General features: G+C 36.9%; 15 protein-coding genes and 1 tRNA gene. 14 read left to right on the forward strand and 2 right to left on the reverse strand.

Annotated elements, in window-relative coordinates; translation table 11 throughout:
- Positions 1 to 5 precede the first annotated feature (5 nt).
- From atpA to ACYIAR_RS13215, 3 genes are all read left to right on the forward strand, one after another.
- On the forward strand, positions 6 to 1,589 hold the full coding sequence (atpA, locus tag ACYIAR_RS13205; protein ID WP_480330113.1) for a F0F1 ATP synthase subunit alpha: 1,584 nt from the start codon (positions 6 to 8) through the stop codon (positions 1,587 to 1,589).
- Between the two features lie 129 nt (positions 1,590 to 1,718).
- Positions 1,719 to 2,576, forward strand: a complete 858-nt coding sequence (gene atpG / locus ACYIAR_RS13210) for an ATP synthase F1 subunit gamma (protein ID WP_480330114.1) — start codon at positions 1,719 to 1,721, stop codon at positions 2,574 to 2,576.
- A gap of 175 nt (positions 2,577 to 2,751) precedes the next feature.
- The gene (locus ACYIAR_RS13215; protein WP_480330116.1) at positions 2,752 to 3,642 is read left to right on the forward strand and encodes a helix-turn-helix domain-containing protein; all 891 of its coding nucleotides are present in this window, start codon (positions 2,752 to 2,754) and stop codon (positions 3,640 to 3,642) included.
- A 27-nt stretch (positions 3,643 to 3,669) separates the two neighbouring features.
- Here the strand turns inward: ACYIAR_RS13215 and ACYIAR_RS13220 are convergent, their stop codons facing one another.
- Positions 3,670 to 4,209 (reverse strand): HdeD family acid-resistance protein, encoded by a 540-nt coding sequence (locus ACYIAR_RS13220; RefSeq protein ID WP_480330118.1) that lies wholly within the window; start codon positions 4,207 to 4,209, stop codon positions 3,670 to 3,672.
- A gap of 309 nt (positions 4,210 to 4,518) precedes the next feature.
- Positions 4,519 to 5,682, reverse strand: coding sequence for an IS4 family transposase (locus ACYIAR_RS13225; RefSeq protein ID WP_480330016.1), 1,164 nt, complete (start codon positions 5,680 to 5,682; stop codon positions 4,519 to 4,521).
- Positions 5,683 to 6,475: 793 nt separating this feature from the next.
- Here ACYIAR_RS13225 and ACYIAR_RS13230 point away from each other — a divergent pair.
- The 11 genes from ACYIAR_RS13230 (at position 6,476) to ACYIAR_RS13280 (ending at position 20,626) form a co-directional block, all read left to right on the forward strand.
- Positions 6,476 to 8,413: a glycogen debranching enzyme N-terminal domain-containing protein gene (locus tag ACYIAR_RS13230; RefSeq protein ID WP_480330120.1), complete on the forward strand. Its 1,938-nt coding sequence runs from the start codon at positions 6,476 to 6,478 to the stop codon at positions 8,411 to 8,413.
- A gap of 14 nt (positions 8,414 to 8,427) precedes the next feature.
- A complete protein-coding gene (locus tag ACYIAR_RS13235) occupies positions 8,428 to 9,690 on the forward strand; it encodes a glycosyltransferase (protein ID WP_480330122.1) in 1,263 nt (420 codons plus the stop codon).
- Between the two features lie 56 nt (positions 9,691 to 9,746).
- The gene (locus ACYIAR_RS13240) at positions 9,747 to 11,048 is read left to right on the forward strand and encodes a glycoside hydrolase family 57 protein (protein WP_480330124.1); all 1,302 of its coding nucleotides are present in this window, start codon (positions 9,747 to 9,749) and stop codon (positions 11,046 to 11,048) included.
- A 241-nt stretch (positions 11,049 to 11,289) separates the two neighbouring features.
- Positions 11,290 to 12,828, forward strand: coding sequence for an alpha-N-arabinofuranosidase (locus ACYIAR_RS13245; RefSeq protein ID WP_480330126.1), 1,539 nt, complete (start codon positions 11,290 to 11,292; stop codon positions 12,826 to 12,828).
- Positions 12,829 to 12,856: 28 nt separating this feature from the next.
- Positions 12,857 to 14,839 carry an alpha-L-arabinofuranosidase C-terminal domain-containing protein gene (locus tag ACYIAR_RS13250; protein ID WP_480330128.1) on the forward strand — a complete coding sequence of 661 codons (1,983 nt, stop codon included), beginning with the start codon at positions 12,857 to 12,859 and terminating at the stop codon, positions 14,837 to 14,839.
- Between the two features lie 212 nt (positions 14,840 to 15,051).
- A tRNA-Trp gene (locus tag ACYIAR_RS13255) sits at positions 15,052 to 15,124 on the forward strand.
- A 173-nt stretch (positions 15,125 to 15,297) separates the two neighbouring features.
- Positions 15,298 to 16,026, forward strand: coding sequence for a type III pantothenate kinase (locus tag ACYIAR_RS13260; protein ID WP_480330130.1), 729 nt, complete (start codon positions 15,298 to 15,300; stop codon positions 16,024 to 16,026).
- Complete coding sequence (bamG, locus tag ACYIAR_RS13265; RefSeq protein ID WP_480330132.1) at positions 16,013 to 17,302, forward strand: BamG family beta-barrel-assembly machinery protein; 1,290 nt, start codon at positions 16,013 to 16,015, stop codon at positions 17,300 to 17,302. The genes ACYIAR_RS13260 and bamG overlap by 14 nt, the downstream gene beginning before the upstream one ends.
- A gap of 33 nt (positions 17,303 to 17,335) precedes the next feature.
- Positions 17,336 to 18,700, forward strand: coding sequence for a tetratricopeptide repeat protein (locus ACYIAR_RS13270; RefSeq protein ID WP_480330134.1), 1,365 nt, complete (start codon positions 17,336 to 17,338; stop codon positions 18,698 to 18,700).
- 9 nt (positions 18,701 to 18,709) lie between these two features.
- Complete coding sequence (lptC, locus tag ACYIAR_RS13275; protein WP_480330136.1) at positions 18,710 to 19,357, forward strand: LPS export ABC transporter periplasmic protein LptC; 648 nt, start codon at positions 18,710 to 18,712, stop codon at positions 19,355 to 19,357.
- A gap of 12 nt (positions 19,358 to 19,369) precedes the next feature.
- Positions 19,370 to 20,626 carry a hemolysin family protein gene (locus ACYIAR_RS13280; RefSeq protein ID WP_480330138.1) on the forward strand — a complete coding sequence of 419 codons (1,257 nt, stop codon included), beginning with the start codon at positions 19,370 to 19,372 and terminating at the stop codon, positions 20,624 to 20,626.
- The last annotated feature ends 92 nt before the right edge of the window (positions 20,627 to 20,718 follow it).

Below are 20,718 nucleotides of genomic sequence, written 5' to 3' on the forward strand. Positions count from 1 at the left end.
GAATTATGACAGATCAGATAAAAGTTAGTGAAGTTTCGGCTGTTCTTCGTCAGCAGCTTGAAGGCATCAGCACTGATGTAAAGATGGAGGAAGTCGGAACTGTTCTTCAGGTGAGCGACGGTGTGGCTCGTATTTATGGTCTTGACAATGCCGAGGCTAGCGAGTTGCTTCAGTTTGATAATGGCATGGGTGCCATTGTGATGAACCTGGAGGTGGACAATGTCGGTGCCGTTCTTCTTGGTCCTACTGACCATGTTAAAGAAGGCGATACGGTGAAACGTACCGGACGAATTGCTTCTATCAATGTGAGTGAAGGTATGATCGGCAGGGTTATTGATCCTCTGGGAAATCCTATTGACGGAAAAGGTGCTATCATTGGTGAAACTTGCGAAATGCCACTTGAGCGTAAGGCACCGGGTGTTATTTTCCGTCAGCCGGTAAATGAACCGTTACAGACTGGTATAAAGGCTGTTGATGCAATGATTCCTATCGGACGTGGTCAGCGTGAGCTTATAATCGGTGACCGTCAGACTGGAAAGACTTCAATTGCCATAGATACGATAATCAACCAGAGAGGAAACTATGAAGCTGGAAATCCTGTTTATTGCATCTATGTGGCAATCGGTCAGAAAGGTTCAACTGTTGCTGCATTGGTGAACACACTTCAGGAAAAAGGTGCTATGGATTATACTGTTGTTGTTAGTGCAACAGCTTCAGATCCTGCAGCTATGCAGTATTTTGCTCCTTTTGCCGGTGCTGCTATTGGTGAATATTTCCGTGATACTGGCCGTCATGCGCTGGTTGTTTATGATGATTTGTCAAAACAGGCAGTTGCATACCGTGAGGTTTCATTGATTCTTCGCCGTCCGTCAGGCCGTGAAGCTTATCCGGGTGATATTTTCTATTTGCACTCTCGTTTGCTGGAACGTGCTGCTAAGATTATCAATCAGCAAGAAGTTGCTGAGCAGATGAACGACCTTCCGGACAGTCTGAAAGGTAAGGTTCGCGGCGGTGGCTCATTGACAGCATTGCCAATCATCGAAACTCAGGCAGGCGACGTTTCTGCATATATCCCGACAAATGTTATTTCTATCACTGACGGACAGATATTCCTTGAAACAGATTTGTTCAACCAGGGTAATCGTCCGGCTATCAATGTCGGTATATCTGTTTCCCGTGTCGGAGGTAATGCTCAGTTGAAGGCTATGAAGAATGTAGCCGGAACATTGAAGATTGACCAGGCTCAATATCGTGAACTAGAATCATTCTCAAAGTTCGGTGGAGATATGGACCCTGTTACTGCATTCACAATCGACAAGGGACAGAAGAATACACGACTTCTTATCCAGCCGCAATACAGCCCAATGCCGGTAGAGGAACAGATAGCAATACTTTACTGCGGAACAAAGGGTTTGCTGAAAGAGGTTGCGCTGTCGAAAGTGCATGATTTTGAATCGGCTTTCCTTGAAACAATGCGCACTTCACATCAGAAAGATGTATTGGATTTGCTGCATAAGGGAATAATCAACGATGAGATAAAGAAAACGCTGGAAACAGTGGCACGTCAACTGGCAGAATCATATAAGTAACTATGGAAACAAGAAAACAAGGAAACAGGGAGACAAGAAGCTCACTAATCTTGTCAACTCGTTACCTTGTTAACTTATAACATGGTCAACTTTCAAATTCAAAAACTCAAAAACTAAAGAACTAATTCTATGGCTTCCCTTAAGGAGATAAAATTGCGAATAAACTCTGTTCAGAGTACGCAGAAAATTACTTCTGCCATGAAGATGGTTTCTTCTGCCAAATTGCATCATTTCCAGGCTGAGGCAGAACATACTTTGCTTTATTCTGAAAAGCTGACTGGAATATTGAACGGATTGCTCGCTGATTCCGACGATTTGAACACTCCGTTTGCAGAGCAACGCAAGGTCAGCTCAGTTGCGTTGGTCGTATTTTCTTCCAGCAATGGACTTTGTGGTTCCTATAATGCCAATGTATGGAAAGAACTGTTGAATATGATTCGCCGTTATGAGGCTGAAAAAATATCCGTTCGTCTTGTTCCTGTTGGGAAAAAAGTAGCTGATGAATTGCAGCATGCAGGATATGAGATTGATGACAGATTTGTTCATGCAGCCGAAAAACCTTCATATGCCCAAGCTGTTGAAATGGCTGAAGAATTGATAAACCTTTTCATCTCTCATACGGTGGATAAAGTGGAGTTCTTGTATCATCATTTCAAGAACACGGCAACGCAGACTCTTACAACAAAGGTTTTTCTCCCTGTTGTGGTTGAGAATAATACAAACGGTGCTGTGGTTGAAGATTATTTGTTCGAACCATCAATTGAGTATCTCCAGCAGATTCTTTTTCCAAAGCTGCTGAAACTTACCGTATATACGGTTATGCTTGATACCATAACGGCAGAACATGCAGCCAGAATGATGGCTATGCAGGTAGCAAACGACAATGCAAACGATTTGATTCAGCAATTGACATTGCAATATAATAAGAACCGTCAGCAAGTAATCACCAACGAGTTGTTGGATATAATGGGCGGCTCTATGAAATGACAGAAGACAAAAGATTCCGGATATTTATTGTTCCGGATATTTTATATGAAAAAGACGATATGCAAAACCGGTATTGATATCCGTTTTTGTGTATCGTCTTTTTTATCTTTATCTTTGTGAGGATTTCACTACTAGTGAATACTTTTATGTGTTTTCTTCATAATAAAATCAAGAAATGACGGATATTCCACAAATAGAAATAGAAGCGTTGACTGCGGAAATATTTTCCCGAGACAGCTATTTGAATGATTTGACAGTTGCTGATATCGAAGGTAAAGCTCTTGTTGAAAGGATAAATAATATTGATGTATTCCGATTGAATGCATTGGTTGTGCTGTTGGTTTTTGAAGGTTCAATGGATCTTGATATAGATTATACCAGTTATACTCTTGAGTCTAATGCATTCCTGACAATAATGCCTACGCACGTTTTGAAATTCAAAAGTGCATCGGAATCATTGAGAGCTAGAATGCTGATAGTTTCACGTCCGTTTATGGAGCAGACATTTCCATCAAAGCGTTCGTCGAATATTCATTATATGAAAATACGAAAGAATCCAAGTGTACAGCTACAACCGAAAGATTTGTTCTTTTTGGATAAACGTATGCAAAGGATAAGAGAAAAAATACGTTGCAGGACACATTTCCTGCAACGCGATCTTCTGCAAAATAATTTGTTGGAATTCTTTATTGAAGTTGCAAATATAATGATATGCCGCGGCGAATTTCTTTCTCCTACAACATTGAGCAGAAAGGAAGAATTGCTAGACAAATTCCTGCAGCTCCTTTTTGAAAACTGCAAGAAAGAACACGGAGTTACGTTCTATGCCGATAAACTTTTCATCACTCCGCAGTATTTGTCTCTGGTACTTAAGGAAATGACCGGTAAATCAGCCAATAAGTGGATTGACGAATCTCTTATCGTTGAGGCAAAGATTCTTCTTAAAACTCCTGATATAACAGTTCAGCGCGTAGCCGACTTGCTTAACTTTTCTGATCAGTCAACATTCGGTAAGTTTTTCAAGAAGCATGTCGGACTTTCTCCAATGGAGTTCAGGAAATCCTGACTCCATGTTTTTCTGGAGTAAAATCCGTCAGTCTATTTGGATATAATCTCTTTTACGGAACTTATACCAGTTTATAAATTCAGTTACTCCGTATATCATTATCGCAATACCGAAGATAACAAATGTATTTGCTGCTATTGATGCAGGGTTATATATAATCATACATCCGGTTACCAAAATCAACGTTGGCAGAATATAGAATGAAACAGGAACTGAACTCCAGTTTCGTGCCTTAGCCAATGTAATTATCTGCTGAATACCTGCAATTATAAGAACTGCTCCGAGAAGATACATCATAATATTGACAAAAAATCCAGGCATAATAACAAGCCATCCGCCCAAAAGCAAGCTGCCTATTCCGTCGATAGGGAAAAATTTCTTACGTCCATTATTCTGTAATTCGTCATAAGTGAAATAGTTTATAAACGAGATAATACCAGGTATGATGAAAAATATACCGATTAGCATTACCAAATAATGAATTACAGATTCCGGCCATAAAATAAGAACCAAGCCAAGAATAACAGCTAGTATACTGCGTAGCACAGAGTTGTTGAATCGTTTCATAAATAGTTTGTTTTTAATTGTCTTACACTAAAAAATAATATAAACGGCAAAGCTTGAGATAATAGGTTAGTTTTCACCACAAGTCATTGTCTTTTTATCGTATTAATAACAAAGTTTGAGAATTGTTTGTTCAAAATAATTCATGTTATTCCACTTTTGTTTTCATGTGCTTTATTTCTGTAAAGTTTTTTACTCTTATCAATTTGTTTATTAAGCTTTTCTGTTTTTAGGTTGAATAACTTTCAAAACTTGTATTCGTAATTATATATTCTTACATTAGTGTCCCGTTAAAATCGGGACAAATTAATATTAATCGAACAATCCCGAAATAAGGGAAGAATTGAGTTCTTTGATATCGTTGAAATTAGTCTTCTCAAACAGTTCTCTAATACATGTTTTGTCCGTAAGAGAAATGCTTAGAATTTGTAAAACTTCATATGTTGACCGTTCCAGTTTCATGTCATGTTGAACTATAGCAACAAGGCAATAGCTAATAATGGCAGTACTGATTTGGATTCGGACAGCGTTTTCCGTAGTACCCCAAAACTTCTTAATTCTGAGGTGCTGCTTTAGCCATTTGAAGAACAGCTCAACCTGCCAACGGTTTTTATACAGTTCGGCGATTTCAAGTGAAGTAAGATGAAAAGCATTGGTTAGAAAGACGAACTCTCTATCCTGATCTTCGTCTCTGTACTTCACTAATCGCAAGCGCTTCGGATACTTCAACTGAGTGATTATGTCAGTAAGTTCTATTATTGAATCGGTAAGTACATTATTTGGCAATCTGCGTCTCCATCGGATACATTTAAACTGTAGATTCTTTTTGGCTCTCACCACAAAGAAAGACTCGTGCAAATGTATTTTGTAGAGTTCTTTGAAGGCATTGTAACCGCGATCAAATACATAGTAAGAGCCTGATTCATAAGGAATATACTTCATAACTTTTGAATCGTGTACAGATGCTGTAGAGATGTGGAAGTATGCTGGAACTTTTGCTTCCAAGTCATACAACACATGAGCTTTTACACCACCTTTCTTCTTACGAAATTTGGCCCACCAGAAGATTGACAGACATAAAGGTATTGTCGTAGAATCGAAGGCATATACATGCCCTTTCAACTTAAAAATATCTGCTACCTGCTTCTTCCGAGCCTGATCCATCATAAAGAATGCAAAGTCTTCAAATATGCGATAATCCCGCTTTTGGTTGGCTGAAGCAAATGTCGTTTTAGTAATAGGATTTCTCCCCATTCCAAGATGATAACATTTGCTATGATGCGCTTCCAGTGCAACGACTACATCGCGTAAACTTTCACGATTGCTAAGCTGACCAAACATCAATGCAAGAAGTTGATTCCAGCACGTGAATGATTTAACATACCGATTGCCATTATATTTGTCAACCAAGTGACGAAACTTATCTTTATCGAGAAATTCAATCAACTGGGCGAAGACATATTTGTTTTTGTTCATATGCAGTCAATCTTAATAGACTACAAAGTAGCAAATTCAAATCGTCGCACCATAAAAATGCTTGTAAAAGACTTTATTTCAACTATTTCAAAGACCGATTCCCATTTTTAACGGGACAGTAGTGATATTCTTAAAACTAAGCTTTAGTTTTTATAAATTGAGCTTTAGTTTATATAAACCAAGACTAAGTTTTTAAAAACTAAGTCTCAGTTTTAAGAATGCTTAAGCACTTTAGTGGTTAATTCCGGTAAATATTCGAGCTGAAAACTAATTGTCATACATTTTCATATGTTTGTAACATGGAGATAAGGCTTTTTGACTTTGTTAACTTGTGCCATATGCCTTTTCGACTTTATTTATGATTTATTTTGTATTGTGCGAAATGCGTAAATTTGTGTCTGAAAACCTAAGTGTTTGGTATATAATATGTAATGAATATAATTATATTTTGTGTTTGATAACATATGTTTAGAACATACTTTGTTTTTTAACTCTTTGATTGGCAAACCTTAAGAACAGAAAAGAATATACAGCTTGAGAAAATAACTGAAAATCTATTTGCTTTTTTAGTTTGTTAGTTTTACTTTTGATACAAAATAACATAAGTTTCAAAGACGAAGCATATTAAGGCGAATTTAAACATAAATGTCGGGTTGTGTAATCTAAGAAAGTGCTGCTTGAATATTTATTGAAAAACACGTTCTTATTTTGAAAAACACGTTCTTATCATATTATTCCTGTTGAAACTTGTGTGTTTTGAAACAAATGAAAAACTTAAAAACCAAATAATCGTATGAGTTATCTTAAATTTGACAAAACAGTAATGATAAATTTGGAAGAGTCTTTAACCCGTGAAGTGTTGAGAACAAATAGGTTAGGGGCTTATCATAGCAGTACTGTTGTTGATTGCAATACAAGGAAATACCACGGTTTGCTTGTAATGCCGGTACCAACCCTGGATGATGACAACCATGTCTTATTATCTTCATTGGATGAAACAGTTATTCAGCACGGTGCAGAATTTAACCTTGGACTTCACAAATATGGTGAAAACAACTTTAGTCCAAAAGGTCATAAATATATCAGAGAATATTCTTGTGATACAGTGCCAAGAACAGTATATCGCGTAGGCGGTGTGATTTTCTCAAAAGAAAAAGTATTCTCTACGTTTGAGAATCGTCTGATGATTAAATATACACTTGAAGACGCTCATTCTGCTACAACATTGCGTTTCCGTCCGTTTCTGGCTTTCAGGAATGTAAAGGACCTTACTTATGCAAATGATTCAGTAAATCAGAATTATACAGAGGTTCCGGGTGGTATAAAAACTTGTATGTATGCAGGTTATCCGGATTTGTTCATGCAGTTCAGCAAAAAGCCTAAATTTGTTTTTGACCCTAAATGGTATTACGGAATAGAATATCCGAAAGAACAGGAAAGAGGTTATCCTTATAAGGAAGATTTGTATGTTCCTGGATATTTTGAAATTCCAATCAAGAAAGGTGAGTCTATTATATTCAGTGCCGGAGACAGCCAGGTGGCTACTACACGCCTGAAATCTTTATATGAAGCAGAGATTCAATCACGTACACCTCGAACAAGTTTCTTTAATTGCTTGAAAAATTCAGCTCAGCAATTCTATTTCCGTCCTAAAAAACAGGACGCATATTTATTGGCTGGTTATCCTTGGTTTAAGGTAAGAGCAAGAGACTTGTTTATTTCTACTCCAGGATGTACTTTGTCAATAGGCGATCCTGTCCGTTTTGAAAAGATTATGGCAACAGCAATTCCTGCGTTGACAGCCTTTATGGAAGACGGTTCGCAAGATGCTGTTATCACAGAAATTGAACATCCAGATATTCTGCTTTGGGCAATATGGGCAATACAACAGTATGCAAAGAAAGAAGGTGTTGAAAAGACTAAAGAATTATATTCAGATTTTCTGACAGAAGCGTTGACTTATATCATCAGCCAGAAACATCCTAATTTGAAAGTTATGGATAGCGGACTTGTTTATTCCGAAGGACGCGACAAGGCTATAACATGGATGAATTCGGTAGTTGATGGAAAACCTGTTGTTCCACGTTTAGGTTATATTGTGGAATTCAATGCGTTGTGGTATAATGTTTTGTGCTTCTACAAAGAACTTCAGATCGAGTCAACTATAAGATCAAAGGTTGAAAGTCTGATAAAAGATATAGATGTGTCATTCCCGAATACATTTATAAATGGATACAACTATTTGTTCGATTATGTGAACGGTTCATTTGTTGACTGGAGTGTACGTCCTAATATGATTTTTGCGGTTGCACTTCCTTATTCACCTCTGACAAGAATGCAGCGCCGTGCAGTTCTTGATATCGTAACCAAAGAGTTGCTGACACCTAAGGGAATCCGTTCGTTGAGCCCTAAGAGCGAAGGCTATCGTCCGTATTGCAGCGGTCCGCAGCGCGAAAGAGACCTTGCTTATCATCAGGGAACAGCTTGGCCTTGGTTGCTTGGTGCATATTTGGAAGCTTATTTGCGAGTTTTTGGAAAATCAGGTGTGGCTTTTGCTGAACGTATGCTTATCAGTATGGAAGACGAAATGTCTAAACATTGTATAGGAACTATTGCGGAAATATTTGACGGTAATCCTCCGTTCACAGGCCGTGGAGCCATTTCGTATGCGATGAATGTGGCAGCTATACTTCGCATATTGGATATTTTAGATATGTATAACGCCGAATAAACTATGTACTATATATGAAAGCATTAATGTTTGGATGGGAGTTTCCTCCTCATATCCTTGGAGGATTGGGAACTGCCAGTTACGGTTTGACTAAAGGTATGGCTCTACAGCCGGATATGGATATTACATTCTGTATTCCAAAGCCATGGGGTGATGAGGATCAGAGTTTCTTGAAGATAATAGGAGTTAACAATGTTCCTATTGTATGGCGTGATGTGAATTATGATTTCGTAAAAGAGCGCCTGGGCAAATATATGGATCCTCAATTATATTTTGATTTCAGGAACAATATTTATGCGGATTTCTCATATCGCTATGTAAATGATTTGGGATGTCTTGAATTCTCTGGCCGTTATCCTGATAACTTGCTGGAAGAGATAAACAACTATTCAATTGTTGCGGGTGTGATTGCAAGAACTATTCCTTGCGATGTGATTCACGCTCACGACTGGCTGACATATCCTGCAGGAATACATGCAAAACAGGTTACTGGAAAACCTCTTGTAATCCATGTTCATGCAACTGACTATGACAGAAGCCGCGGTAATGTTAATCCTGATGTATATGCCATAGAGAAGAATGGTATGGATAATGCTGACCATATCATCACTGTAAGTAATCTTACACGCCAGACTGTTATTGAGAAATATCATCAAGATCCTGCTAAAGTTACAACTGTTCACAATGCAGTTGAGCCTTTGAGCCCGGAAATCCTGGCAATTCAGGACAAGAAAGGTGTGAACGATAAAGTCATTACTTTCCTTGGACGTATAACAATGCAGAAAGGACCGGAATATTTCGTTGAGGCTGCTGCTAAGGTTTTGGCTAAAGCTCCGAATGCACGCTTCGTAATGGCCGGAAGTGGTGATATGATGAACCAGATGATTCGCCTTGCTGCTTCCAGAAACATTTCGGACAGATTCCATTTCACAGGCTTTATGAAAGGAAAACAGGTTTATGAAGTTTTGAAAGCCAGTGATGTGTATGTGATGCCTTCTGTTTCTGAACCTTTCGGTATTTCACCGTTGGAAGCTATGCAATGTGGAGTTCCGACTATTATATCAAAACAATCAGGATGTGCTGAGATTCTCGATTATGCAATCAAGGTGGATTATTGGGATATTGAAGCTCTTGCTGATGCAATGTATTCAATCATAACTTATCCGGCTATGCATGAATTCCTGAAAGTTGAAGGAAAACGTGAAGTGGATAATATTAAATGGGAATATGCCGGACAGAAGGTTCGCCGTATTTATGATATGGTAATGCACAAATAGTTTTTGTGCGAAATAGTCAAAATAACAGTATAAATTTAAAAAAAAGACATACAATTATGAAAACAATCTGTTTTTACTTTCAGATACATCAACCGTTTCGCTTGAAAAGATACCGTTTCTTCGATATAGGTAATGACCATTATTATTATGATGATTTCCAGAATGAAGAAATTATTCGCCGTATAGCTGAAAAATGCTATTTGCCGGCAAACAGAACAATTTTGGAAATGATTAAAAACAGTGGTGGTAAGTTTAAGGTGGCTTTCTCAATTTCAGGTGTTGCTCTTGAACAAATGGAGATTTATACTCCAGAGGTAATTGATAGTTTCAAGGAACTTGCTGCTACAGGTAATATTGAGTTCCTTTCAGAAACTTATGCACATTCATTGTCTTCATTGGGTGATATCGATGAATTCAAACATCAGGTGAAGAAACAGGAAGATAAGATATATACTCTTTTCGGTGTTAAACCTAAAGTTTTCCGCAACACTGAGCTTATTTATTCTGACGATATTTCAGAAGCAGTTTATGAAATGGGCTATAGAGGAATGTTGACTGAAGGTGCAAAACATATTCTTGGTTGGAAGAGCCCTAACTATATGTATGCATCATGCGTAAGACCTGATTTACATTTGTTGCTTAAGAACGATAAATTCAGTGAAGACCTTTCTGAAAGATTTACAGACTACAGCTGGAATGAATATCCATTGACTGCTGATAAATTCATCTCATGGATTGCTTCAACTCCGGAATCAGAACAGGTTATAAATCTGTTTATGAATTATGAAGTTCTTGGTTCTTTGCATAGTGCTTCTTCAGGAATCTTTGATTTCTTCAAGGCTTTGCCTCAGTATGCTGCTGAAAAGAATATCGGATTCTCAACTCCTTCTGAGATTTTCAAATTGATGAAACCGGTGGATTGTTTGTCAGTTCCATATCCAATGTCTTGGGTAGATGAAGAAAGAGATACAAGCTCATGGTTGGGTAATGTTCTTCAGCAGGAAGCATTCCGCAAGATTTGTGAGATTGGTGAACGTGTTCGTATGTGTGAACCTCGCCGTATTCGTCAGGACTGGTATTATCTTCAGAGCAGTGACCACTTCTATTATATGAGCACTAAGCATATGGGACAGAAAGGTTTTAGTCCTTATGATAATCCATATGATGCTTTCAATAATTATATGAATGTGTTGTCTGACTTTATTGTTCGTGTTAAAGCTCAGTTCCCTGAAACTATTGAAAACGAAGAGTTGAACTCTTTGTTGGCAACAATTAAGAACCAGGGAGAAGAAATTGAAGCATTACAGAAAGAACTGGATAAGGTTAAGAAAAGACAGTCAAAAAAAGAAAGTAAATAATTTTAAGTTTTTAAATAATAGGGAATAAATATTTCCAGGATTGAACGAAGGGACTATTCCGATGATATTAATTCGGGATTGTCCCTTCTTTGTTTTCTTGTTTATTTGTTATTTGAAACATTAAATATTGGCATTTGGTAAAAAACTATTGATTTTTTGGAACTTATTTCCTGTCAGTTTTGCATAAGAGAAAAATATTATTTATGTTTGTGTATATATTACATTTATAAATCTGATATTTATGAAAAAAGTATTTTTGAGTTTAGCATTATTTACCACATTGTCAGTCTGTGCACAGACTCAAGTATCTGTAACTCTTCATACAGAAGAAGCTACACAGAAAATCAATAAAGAAATATACGGTCAGTTCGCCGAACATCTTGGAAGTTGTATTTATGGTGGACTTTGGGTTGGACCAGAATCGGACATACCAAATCAGGACGGATATAGAACCGATGTTCTTGAAGCCTTGAAAAAACTAAAGGTTCCTGTGCTGAGATGGCCAGGAGGATGTTTTGCCGATGAATATCACTGGATGGACGGAATAGGTCCGAAAGAAAACCGTCCAAAGATGGTGAACAATAATTGGGGCGGAACAGTGGAAGATAACAGTTTCGGAACTCATGAGTTCCTGAATTTATGTGAGTTGTTGGGCTGTGAGCCTTATATTAGTGGAAACGTAGGAAGTGGAAGCGTTGAGGAATTGGCAAAATGGGTTGAATATATGACTGCTGAACAGGGAAGTCCTATGGCAAAACTTCGTAAAGAAAACGGACGTGAAAAACCATGGAAAGTCAAATATCTAGGTGTCGGTAATGAAAGCTGGGGTTGCGGAGGAAGTATGCGCCCGGAATATTATTCTGATTTATACAGAAGATATTCAACATATTGCAGAAATTATAATGGAAACCGACTTTATAAAATAGCTAGTGGTGCTAGTGATTATGACTACAACTGGACTGAGGTACTGATGAAGAATATCGGAGGCAGAATGGATGGTATATCTCTTCATTATTATACTGTTACAGGCTGGCAGGGTAGTAAAGGTGCTGCAACAGTTTTTTCTCCTGATGATTATTACTGGACAATGGGAAAATGTCTGGAAATCGAGGACGTAATCAAACGTCATATATCTATAATGGATAAATATGACCCAAACAAGAATATAGATTTGCTTGTTGACGAATGGGGAACATGGTGGGATGAAGAACCTGGAACGACACCGGGACACTTGTTCCAGCAGAATACAATGCGTGATGCTTTTGTGGCTGCATTGACCCTGAATATATTCCATAAATATGTTGACCGTATAAAAATGGCTAACATTGCTCAGATCGTAAATGTTCTGCAGTCAATGATACTTACTGATGGACCAAAGATGGTTCTTACACCAACTTATCATGTGTTTGAAATGTATAATGTTCATCAAGATGCAACATATATTCCTTTGGATATAGAATGTGAACGTAAAGTTGTGCGTGATGACAGAATAGTTCCAATGCTTAGCGCAACTGCATCGAAAGATAAATACGGATTGGTTCATATTTCATTGGCTAATGTGAATCTTGAAGAATCTCAGACTGTATCAATAGATTTGGATGGTATAAAGAACAAAGCTGTTACAGGCAGAATCTTGGTCTCAGAAAAGATAGATGATTATAATTCATTTGAGAATCCGGATAAAGTAAAACCTGTAGCTTTCAAGGATTGCAAGATTTCCGGAGGAAAGCTGGTTGTGAATGTTCCGGCTCAATCTATTGTAGCTCTTGAGTTGAAATAAAATTGTTGTTTCATTTTAAATGTAAATTATGAAAAAGACTTTTTGGATATCTTTGGCTGCATTGTTTTCAACATCGTTTGCTTATGCCGGAGATGTAAATAATATTGTATTGAAAGCCAATAAAATCGGGGCTGAGATAAAGCCAACGATGTACGGACATTTCTTTGAGGATATAAATTTCGGCGCTGACGGTGGTCTTTATGCTGAATTGGTGAAAAACCGCTCGTTTGAGTTCCCTCAGAATTTTATGGGATGGAATGTTTTTGGTAACGTCAAACTTATGAACGATGGTCCGTTTGAAAGAAATCCACATTATGTGAGATTGGGAAATTCCGGACATAGCCAAAAACATACAGGTTTGGAGAATGAAGGCTTTTTCGGAATCGGGCTTAAGGAAAACGCTAAATACCGTTTTTCTGTTTGGGCCAGAGGTAATGGGCAGAGTATAAGAGTGGAGCTTATTGATAATGACTCCATGGCTGAAACTCAAGTTCTGGTGTCTTCCAATTTGGATATTAATTCGTCAGAATGGACAAAATATGAGTTGGAGATGGTTTCTCCTGTTACTATAGACAAAGCTCATCTGAGAATATTTCTTACATCGGACGGTAATGTTGATTTGGAACATATATCATTATTCCCGGTTGATACTTGGAAAGGACACAAAAATGGATTAAGAAAAGATTTGGTGCAAGCATTGGCTGATACCAAACCTGGAGTGTTCCGTTTCCCGGGCGGATGTATTGTTGAGGGAACAGATTTGGATACAAGATATAGCTGGAAAAACTCAGTAGGTCCGGTTGAGAATCGTCCTTGCAACGAAAACAGATGGCATTATACTTTCCCTCACCGCTTTTTCCCTGATTATTTCCAAAGTTATGGAATGGGATTTTATGAGATGTTCCTTTTGTCTGAAGAGATAGGAGCAGAACCTCTGCCTGTGTTGAGTTGCGGTTTGGCTTGTCAGTTCCAGAATGATGGCGAAGAAGCTCATGCCAAGTTGGATGAGTTGGATCCGTTCATACAAGATGCTTTGGATTTGATAGAGTTTGCTAATGGTGATGCGGCTACAACTAAGTGGGGAAAACTTCGTGCAGAAATGGGGCATCCGGAATCATTTGATTTGAAATTTATAGCTATTGGAAACGAACAATGGGGTGATTTATATACCAAGCGTCTGGAACCATTTGTTAAGGCTATCAGAAAAGTATATCCAGATATTCAGATTATAGGTTCGTCCGGACCAAATTCGGAAGGAAAAGATTTTGAATATTTATGGCCGGAAATGAAAAGAATTAAGGTAGATTTGGTTGATGAACATTTTTATCGTCCAGAAAAATGGTTCTTGGCTGAAGGAAATCGTTATGATAATTATGACAGAAAAGGACCGAAAGTGTTTGCCGGAGAATATGCTTGCCATGGAGCAAATGGCAAAAAATGGAATCATTTTCATGCCTCATTGCTTGAAGCTGCTTTTATGACCGGACTTGAGAGAAATGCAGATGTAGTTCACATGGCTACTTATGCACCGCTACTTGCACATGTGGAAGGATGGCAGTGGCGTCCGGATTTGATTTGGTTTGACAATCTTAGAGTTGTACGTTCATGCAGTTATTATGTTCAGCAACTTTATGGAAATAATAAAGGTACAAATGTTGTTCCTTTGCTAATGAATGATAAGCCTGTTGCTGGTAATTCTGATCAGAATGGTTTGTTTGCAAGTGCTGTATGGGATAATAATACAGAGGAATATATCGTGAAAATAGCAAATACTTCATCACAGCCTCAAAGTGTTAAATTGGATTTTGAAGGGCTTAAAAAGAAGAAATTATCTAATAGAGTAGAAGTAGTCACTCTTCATTCAGATGATATATATCTGGATAATACATTGGATAAACCTTCACAGATTGTTCCACAGAATTCATCCCTGAATATGGGAGATAAAGGTTTTGAAACAGATATTCCTGCTTATACATTTACGGTATATAAGTTTAAATGTGAGAAGAAATAGCAAAGGCTGTAAAGCTGTTTGTTTATTATGTGTTTCCTTTATTTTGTCCGAAGCTGATTTACTTGGCTTCGGACAAGTTTTGTGAGAAACTTAATTTATTATTTATATTATGGAGTATTAGGTGTTTAAGAAAATATAGATTTATTACAGCGTAAAAAATCCGAGGAAAAATTTGCATTTAATGAAAATGTTTATACCTTTGCACCCGCAATACGGAACTAGCTCAGTTGGTAGAGCACTGGTCTCCAAAACCAGGTGTCGGGAGTTCGAGCCTCTCGTTCCGTGCAGAGAGGGAGTCTTTTCGGATTTTATTATTCGAAAAGACTTTTTTTATATACTTATGTCTCATAATAGAAAAAGAGAAAAGCTGATTTTTTATTGAAAAAGGGAAATAAAATCTTTTATATTTATGATTTTCTCACCTTTTTTGCTTTTCTTTGCGGAAAATATTAAATGACGTGAATCTTATAATTGAACAAGGAAACACATCAACAAAAGTTGCCATTTATAAGCAGGGTTGCATGGAAGAATATTTCATGTATAAACGTATAAGTATTGATGAGATTGCAGCTTTGCTTGAGTCGTATAGTTGTACGTGCGGTATATTGTCAACAGTTATAGATATTGATGAAGAGCTTGTGTCTTATTTGCAAGCGCATTTGACGCATTTTATTTTTCTGGACGAATCCGTTAAATTGCCGGTACAGATAGAATATGATACACCTCAAACTTTAGGTAAAGACAGAATTGCTGCTGTTGTAGGAGCAAATTATCTTATGCCTGGAAAAGATTTGTTGGTTATCGATGCTGGAACAGCAATAACATATGAGCTGGTAGAGTCTACAGGTGTTTACAAAGGTGGAAATATATCACCAGGTATGACTACCCGTTTCAGGGCTCTTAACTGTTTTACAAAAAAACTACCTTTGGTACAGGAAGAAAACGAAGTTCCATTGATAGGAACTAGTACAATATCTGCCATACAGGCTGGAGTTGTCAATGGTATAGTTTTTGAAATGGATGGATATATTGACAGTTTGAGAAAGATATATCCTGAACTTTTGGTTTTTTTAACAGGCGGGCATTCTTTTTATTTTGAAAGCCGACTAAAAAACACCATCTTTGCAGATATTAATTTAGTGTTGACAGGATTAAATAGAATCTTAGAGTATAATGTTGAAGTGTAATAAATTAATAATAGTTGCATTATTGCTTCTTGTACAGTTGGGTGTAACAGCTCAAAATAATACAAATTCGCCATATACACGTTTCGGATATGGAAATTTGGCAGATCATTCATTTGGTGCGAACCGTTCTATGGGAGGCGTAGGTATTGCTTTACGTGACCCATCTCAGATAAATCCTATGAATCCGGCTTCATATAGCTGTATGGATTCAATGACTTTTTTGTTTGATTTTGGAGCTGGATTGCAATTGGCTAAATTCAGTGATGGAGCAAATAAAGATAATAAGCTGAACGGTAATTTGGAGTATTTTGCAATGCAGTTCCCAATTGCGCGTTGGCTGGCAATGAGTATAGGTGTAAAACCATATTCTTTTGTCGGTTACAGTTATGGTGCTGTTGAAACAATCGGAGATACAAAATATGCCAACACATATAGTGGAGAGGGCGGATTAAACGATTTGTATGCAGGATTGTCTATAGATATATGGAAAAAAAGATTGGCAATAGGTGCAAATGTTGGCTATTTGTTTGGTGATATTACCCATAGTCAGAATTTGACATTTAGTGATGATGCATCATCTGCATATACCACTAGCCGAAGCCAGTCTATGGATGTCAGAGATTTGAAGTTGGATTTTGGTGTTCAATATACTCATCCTATAAGTGCTACAGAAAGTATAACTTTAGGTTTGACTTATTCGCCATCAAACAGACTGAATTCAACATCCTATGATTCATTCCAACGTTATTCAAGTTCGAGCGGAACTTTGATTGAGTCAAAAGTTGATACATTGAAAGGAGTGGCATCAGACTTGCCTGAAACATACGGAGTAGGTTTGTCTTATACAAAAAAGAATAAGTTGACAGTTGCGGCTGATTTCTTATATGAAACATGGGACAAATGCTCGTATTTGGGACAGAACGATGCTTTCAACAATAGAATGCGTATTGCTGCTGGAGTTGAATATATACCGGCATATAATAAAAAACTGTATTTTAACCGTATTAAATATCGTGCTGGAGTTCATTACTCTAACTCTTATTTGAATGTGAATATGACAGATGGAGGTGTAGCCAAAAACTATGGATATAAAGAATATGGTGCTACCGTTGGTTTTGGCTTTCCGTTGGTTGACAACCGTTCTTATTTGAATTTTGGAGTTGAATATGTTAATGTAAAACCAGAACATCCATCAATGATCTCGGAACAGTATTTTCGCTTTTCCGTTAGTTATGCATTTAATGAATTCTGGTTCTTTAAACGAAAAGTGGATTAAAACAAATAGTTAACTTTAATAAGTAAGTAAAATATGAGAATCAAGGTATTACTACTAGCACTTGGCTGTACAATGGGAACATTGGGGGCTTATGCACAAAAAGGTGTCGATAATGGAACCCAATTTGGTTCTGGTGAAGACAGCGTTCGTTGTATCACAAATATCAGCTTGTTTGTACCATATGCAAAAGCTGGTAATTTCAAAGATGCACATGATTTTTGGAAAATAGCTTATGATGAATGTCCTGCTGCAACAAAGGATATTTATTTGTATGGCGTTCGTATTGTAGGTTGGCAGATCGAAAATGAAAAAGATGCTGCTAAAAAGGCAGAGCTTGTTAACAAGTTGATGGAAGTTTATGACAAGCGTGTTAAATATTTCGGTTCTGACAAACGTTATGGAAAAGACTGGATTGTAGCAAGAAAAGCTCAGGATTATATCCAGTATATGGGAAGTAATGTTGATGCAAATAAGCTTTATGGCTGGTTAAAAGAAATCGTAGACGAATTTGGAAATAATACTGATGCTTTGGGCGTTAACTTGTTTACTTATGCTTCTTTGCTTAAAATGCAGGCTGATGCTAACTTTAAAGATCAGTATATTCAGGATTATTTGAAAGCTGCTTCAGTTTTGGACGCTCAGTTGAAAGCTGCTCAGGCTGCAAACAACCAGAAAGAAGTTAAGACTGTTCAAGCTTATATTTCAAGTGTAGAAAACAATTTTGCTAATAGTGGAGCTGCTGACTGTGAAACTTTGCAGAATGTTTATGCATCTAAAGTTGAAGAAAACAAATCTAACTTGGATTTCTTGAAACAGACAATTGCTTTGTTGCGTCGTTCTCGTTGTCAGGAAGCTGAAGTTTATTTCACTGCTTCTGGTTATGCTCATGCTATTGAGCCTACTGCAGAATCAGCTGTTGGTTTGGCTAAGCAGGCTGTTAAAAAGCAGGATTATGAAACAGCAATCAAATTCTTCGAAGAAGCTGTTTCTTTGGAAGCTGATCCAGTTGAAAAAGCAAATGATTATTATATGATTGCTTTGCTTACTTTTGAACAGAACAGCTATTCAAAAGCTAGAGAATATTGCCGCAAGGCTATTGCTGAAAATGCAAATTATGGTGCGCCATATTTGTTGATTGGTAAGATGTATGCTGCTACTGCTAAGTCTGTATATCCAAGTGATGGTGTTATGGCACGTGCCGTTTACTATGCTGCAATCGACAAGTTCAGCAAAGCAAAACAGGTTGATGAATCTTGTACTGAAGAAGCTAATCAGTTGATTAGTTCATATAGCGCTCACTTGCCTTCAAATGAAGAAGTCTTCATGCACCCAGATTTGGAAAAAGGTAAAGCTGTTACAATCGGTGGATGGATTGGTGAAAGCACTATCGTAAGATAATATTTTATTATGGCAAATACGCGTTTTCTTAGTAAAACGAAAAGAAATGGCATAACAACGACCGGTATGGTTGTTGTTATGCTTCTTCTTTTATTGACTATCGCTTGCAGTTCGGAGAAAAAAGAAATTGTAGATGTAGTTTTCGATCCTGAAAAAACTTATACGATGAAAGCAACGGAAGTCAATTCCCTTGTTTCTGATTCAGGGTTGACTCGTTACAGACTGAATGCAAAAGAATGGTTGGTTTTTGATAAAGCAAAAGATCCTTATTGGTATTTTCCTGAAGGTATTTATGTGGAAAAGTTTGATACGTTGTTTCAGACAGAAGCAAGTATAAAGGCTGACACTGCATTTTATTTCAGTAAACGTGAGCTTTGGCGTTTGGTTGGTAATGTTAAAGTGGAAAGTTTACAGGGTGAGAAATTTGATACTTCGGAATTATTTTGGAACCAGAAAGAAGGAAAGGTCTATTCAGATAAATATATAAGGATTGAACAGGAAGATAAAATAATAACTGGTGTAGGTTTTGAATCTAACCAGGAAATGACACAGTATAAAATATTTAATTCAAAAGGAACATTTCCCGTTTCAGAATCTAAGGCATCCGAAAATACTGTTGAAGCTGATTCTTTGCAGAATGTTTCAAGTATAAAATAATAAAAAGAGTAAGTGGATATTTATATATACATATTAATATCATTGGCTTTTTCTGCATTCTTTTCCGGAATAGAGATAGCTTATGTTTCGGCCAGTAAATTTCGTCATGAATTGGATAAGAACGGCAATACTATTATAACAAGAATACTGGATATCTTTTATAATAATCCGAACCAGTTCATTTCAACAATGCTAGTCGGAAATAATATAGCATTGGTAATATATGGTTTGCAGATGGCGGAGTTGTTGGAACCATTCTTTCTGACTTATACTGATAATTATGCGTTGGTTGTTATTATGCAGACAATCAGTTCTACAATACTAATTCTATTTGCCGGCGAATTTGTTCCTAAAACAGTATTCAGAATAAGTCCTAATTTTTCTCTTAAGATATTTGCTCTACCTCTTTTTATTATATATATAGTATTGTTTCCTATTTCCAAGTTAGCTTCTATATTGTCAAATCTAATTTTATTGCTGACAGGAAACAAACTTTTTACGGATCAGAAAGTATCTTCTTTGACCAAAGTAGATTTGGACTATTTCTTGCAGCAACGTCTTGAGGAAGCTCCAGAGGATTCGGAAATAGAAACTGAAGTGAAGATGTTTCAAAACGCTTTGGAATTCTCAAATGTACGTTTAAGAGATTGTATAGTTCCGCGGAATGAAATAGTAGCTTGTGAATATGGAGATTCATTACAGGAACTGAAAAATAAATTTATAGAAACAGGATTGTCAAAGGTTCTTATATATAAGGATAATATTGACAATATAATAGGATATATTCATTCATCGGAGTTGTTTTTTAACCCGAAAGATTGGACAACAAGGATACGAGAGGTCCTTTTGGTACCGGAAACTATGGCGGCAAACAAGCTAATGCGTCAATTGATGCAGGAAAAGAAAGGTGTTGCTATAGTGGTTGATGAATTTGGTGGTATATCAGGAATGCTTACATTGGAAGATTTAGTTGAAGAAATCTTCGGTGATATTGAAGATGAGCATGATGTAAAAACATATGTTGCCCGCAAGATATCTGAGAAAGAATATCTTCTTTCTGGTAGAGTTGAAATAGATTCTTTGAATGAAAAATTTGATTTGGACCTTCCAGAGTCCGATGAGTTTGTAACAGTTGCAGGCTATATACTTCATCATTATCAGAATTTCCCAAAAGTTAATGAGACAATAGTAATAGACAAGTATTCTTTTAAAATAATAAGAATGACATCAACAAAAATCGATCTTGTGCGTATGAAAATCGCTGATTGATTAAAAAATAATGATAAAATGATGTATCGTTTTTATTTTTTCGTATCTTCGTGCTCTTAAATGAAAATAGCAAATATAAACTTAAAAAATAG

The organism is Parabacteroides sp. KHUB-01 (genome assembly GCF_056640935.1).

What these genes read in the sequence shown, in the direction of transcription:
- ACYIAR_RS13225 (WP_480330016.1), bottom strand. Translation starts at nt 5,682, where the DNA reads ATGAACAAAAACAAATATGTCTTCGCCCAGTTGATTGAATTTCTCGAT.
- ACYIAR_RS13230 (WP_480330120.1), top strand. Translation starts at nt 6,476, where the DNA reads ATGAGTTATCTTAAATTTGACAAAACAGTAATGATAAATTTGGAAGAG.
- lptC (WP_480330136.1), top strand. Translation starts at nt 18,710, where the DNA reads ATGGCAAATACGCGTTTTCTTAGTAAAACGAAAAGAAATGGCATAACA.
- ACYIAR_RS13215 (WP_480330116.1), top strand. Translation starts at nt 2,752, where the DNA reads ATGACGGATATTCCACAAATAGAAATAGAAGCGTTGACTGCGGAAATA.
- ACYIAR_RS13250 (WP_480330128.1), top strand. Translation starts at nt 12,857, where the DNA reads ATGAAAAAGACTTTTTGGATATCTTTGGCTGCATTGTTTTCAACATCG.
- atpA (WP_480330113.1), top strand. Translation starts at nt 6, where the DNA reads ATGACAGATCAGATAAAAGTTAGTGAAGTTTCGGCTGTTCTTCGTCAG.
- ACYIAR_RS13220 (WP_480330118.1), bottom strand. Translation starts at nt 4,209, where the DNA reads ATGAAACGATTCAACAACTCTGTGCTACGCAGTATACTAGCTGTTATT.
- ACYIAR_RS13235 (WP_480330122.1), top strand. Translation starts at nt 8,428, where the DNA reads ATGAAAGCATTAATGTTTGGATGGGAGTTTCCTCCTCATATCCTTGGA.
- ACYIAR_RS13245 (WP_480330126.1), top strand. Translation starts at nt 11,290, where the DNA reads ATGAAAAAAGTATTTTTGAGTTTAGCATTATTTACCACATTGTCAGTC.
- atpG (WP_480330114.1), top strand. Translation starts at nt 1,719, where the DNA reads ATGGCTTCCCTTAAGGAGATAAAATTGCGAATAAACTCTGTTCAGAGT.
- bamG (WP_480330132.1), top strand. Translation starts at nt 16,013, where the DNA reads ATGTTGAAGTGTAATAAATTAATAATAGTTGCATTATTGCTTCTTGTA.
- ACYIAR_RS13270 (WP_480330134.1), top strand. Translation starts at nt 17,336, where the DNA reads ATGAGAATCAAGGTATTACTACTAGCACTTGGCTGTACAATGGGAACA.
- ACYIAR_RS13240 (WP_480330124.1), top strand. Translation starts at nt 9,747, where the DNA reads ATGAAAACAATCTGTTTTTACTTTCAGATACATCAACCGTTTCGCTTG.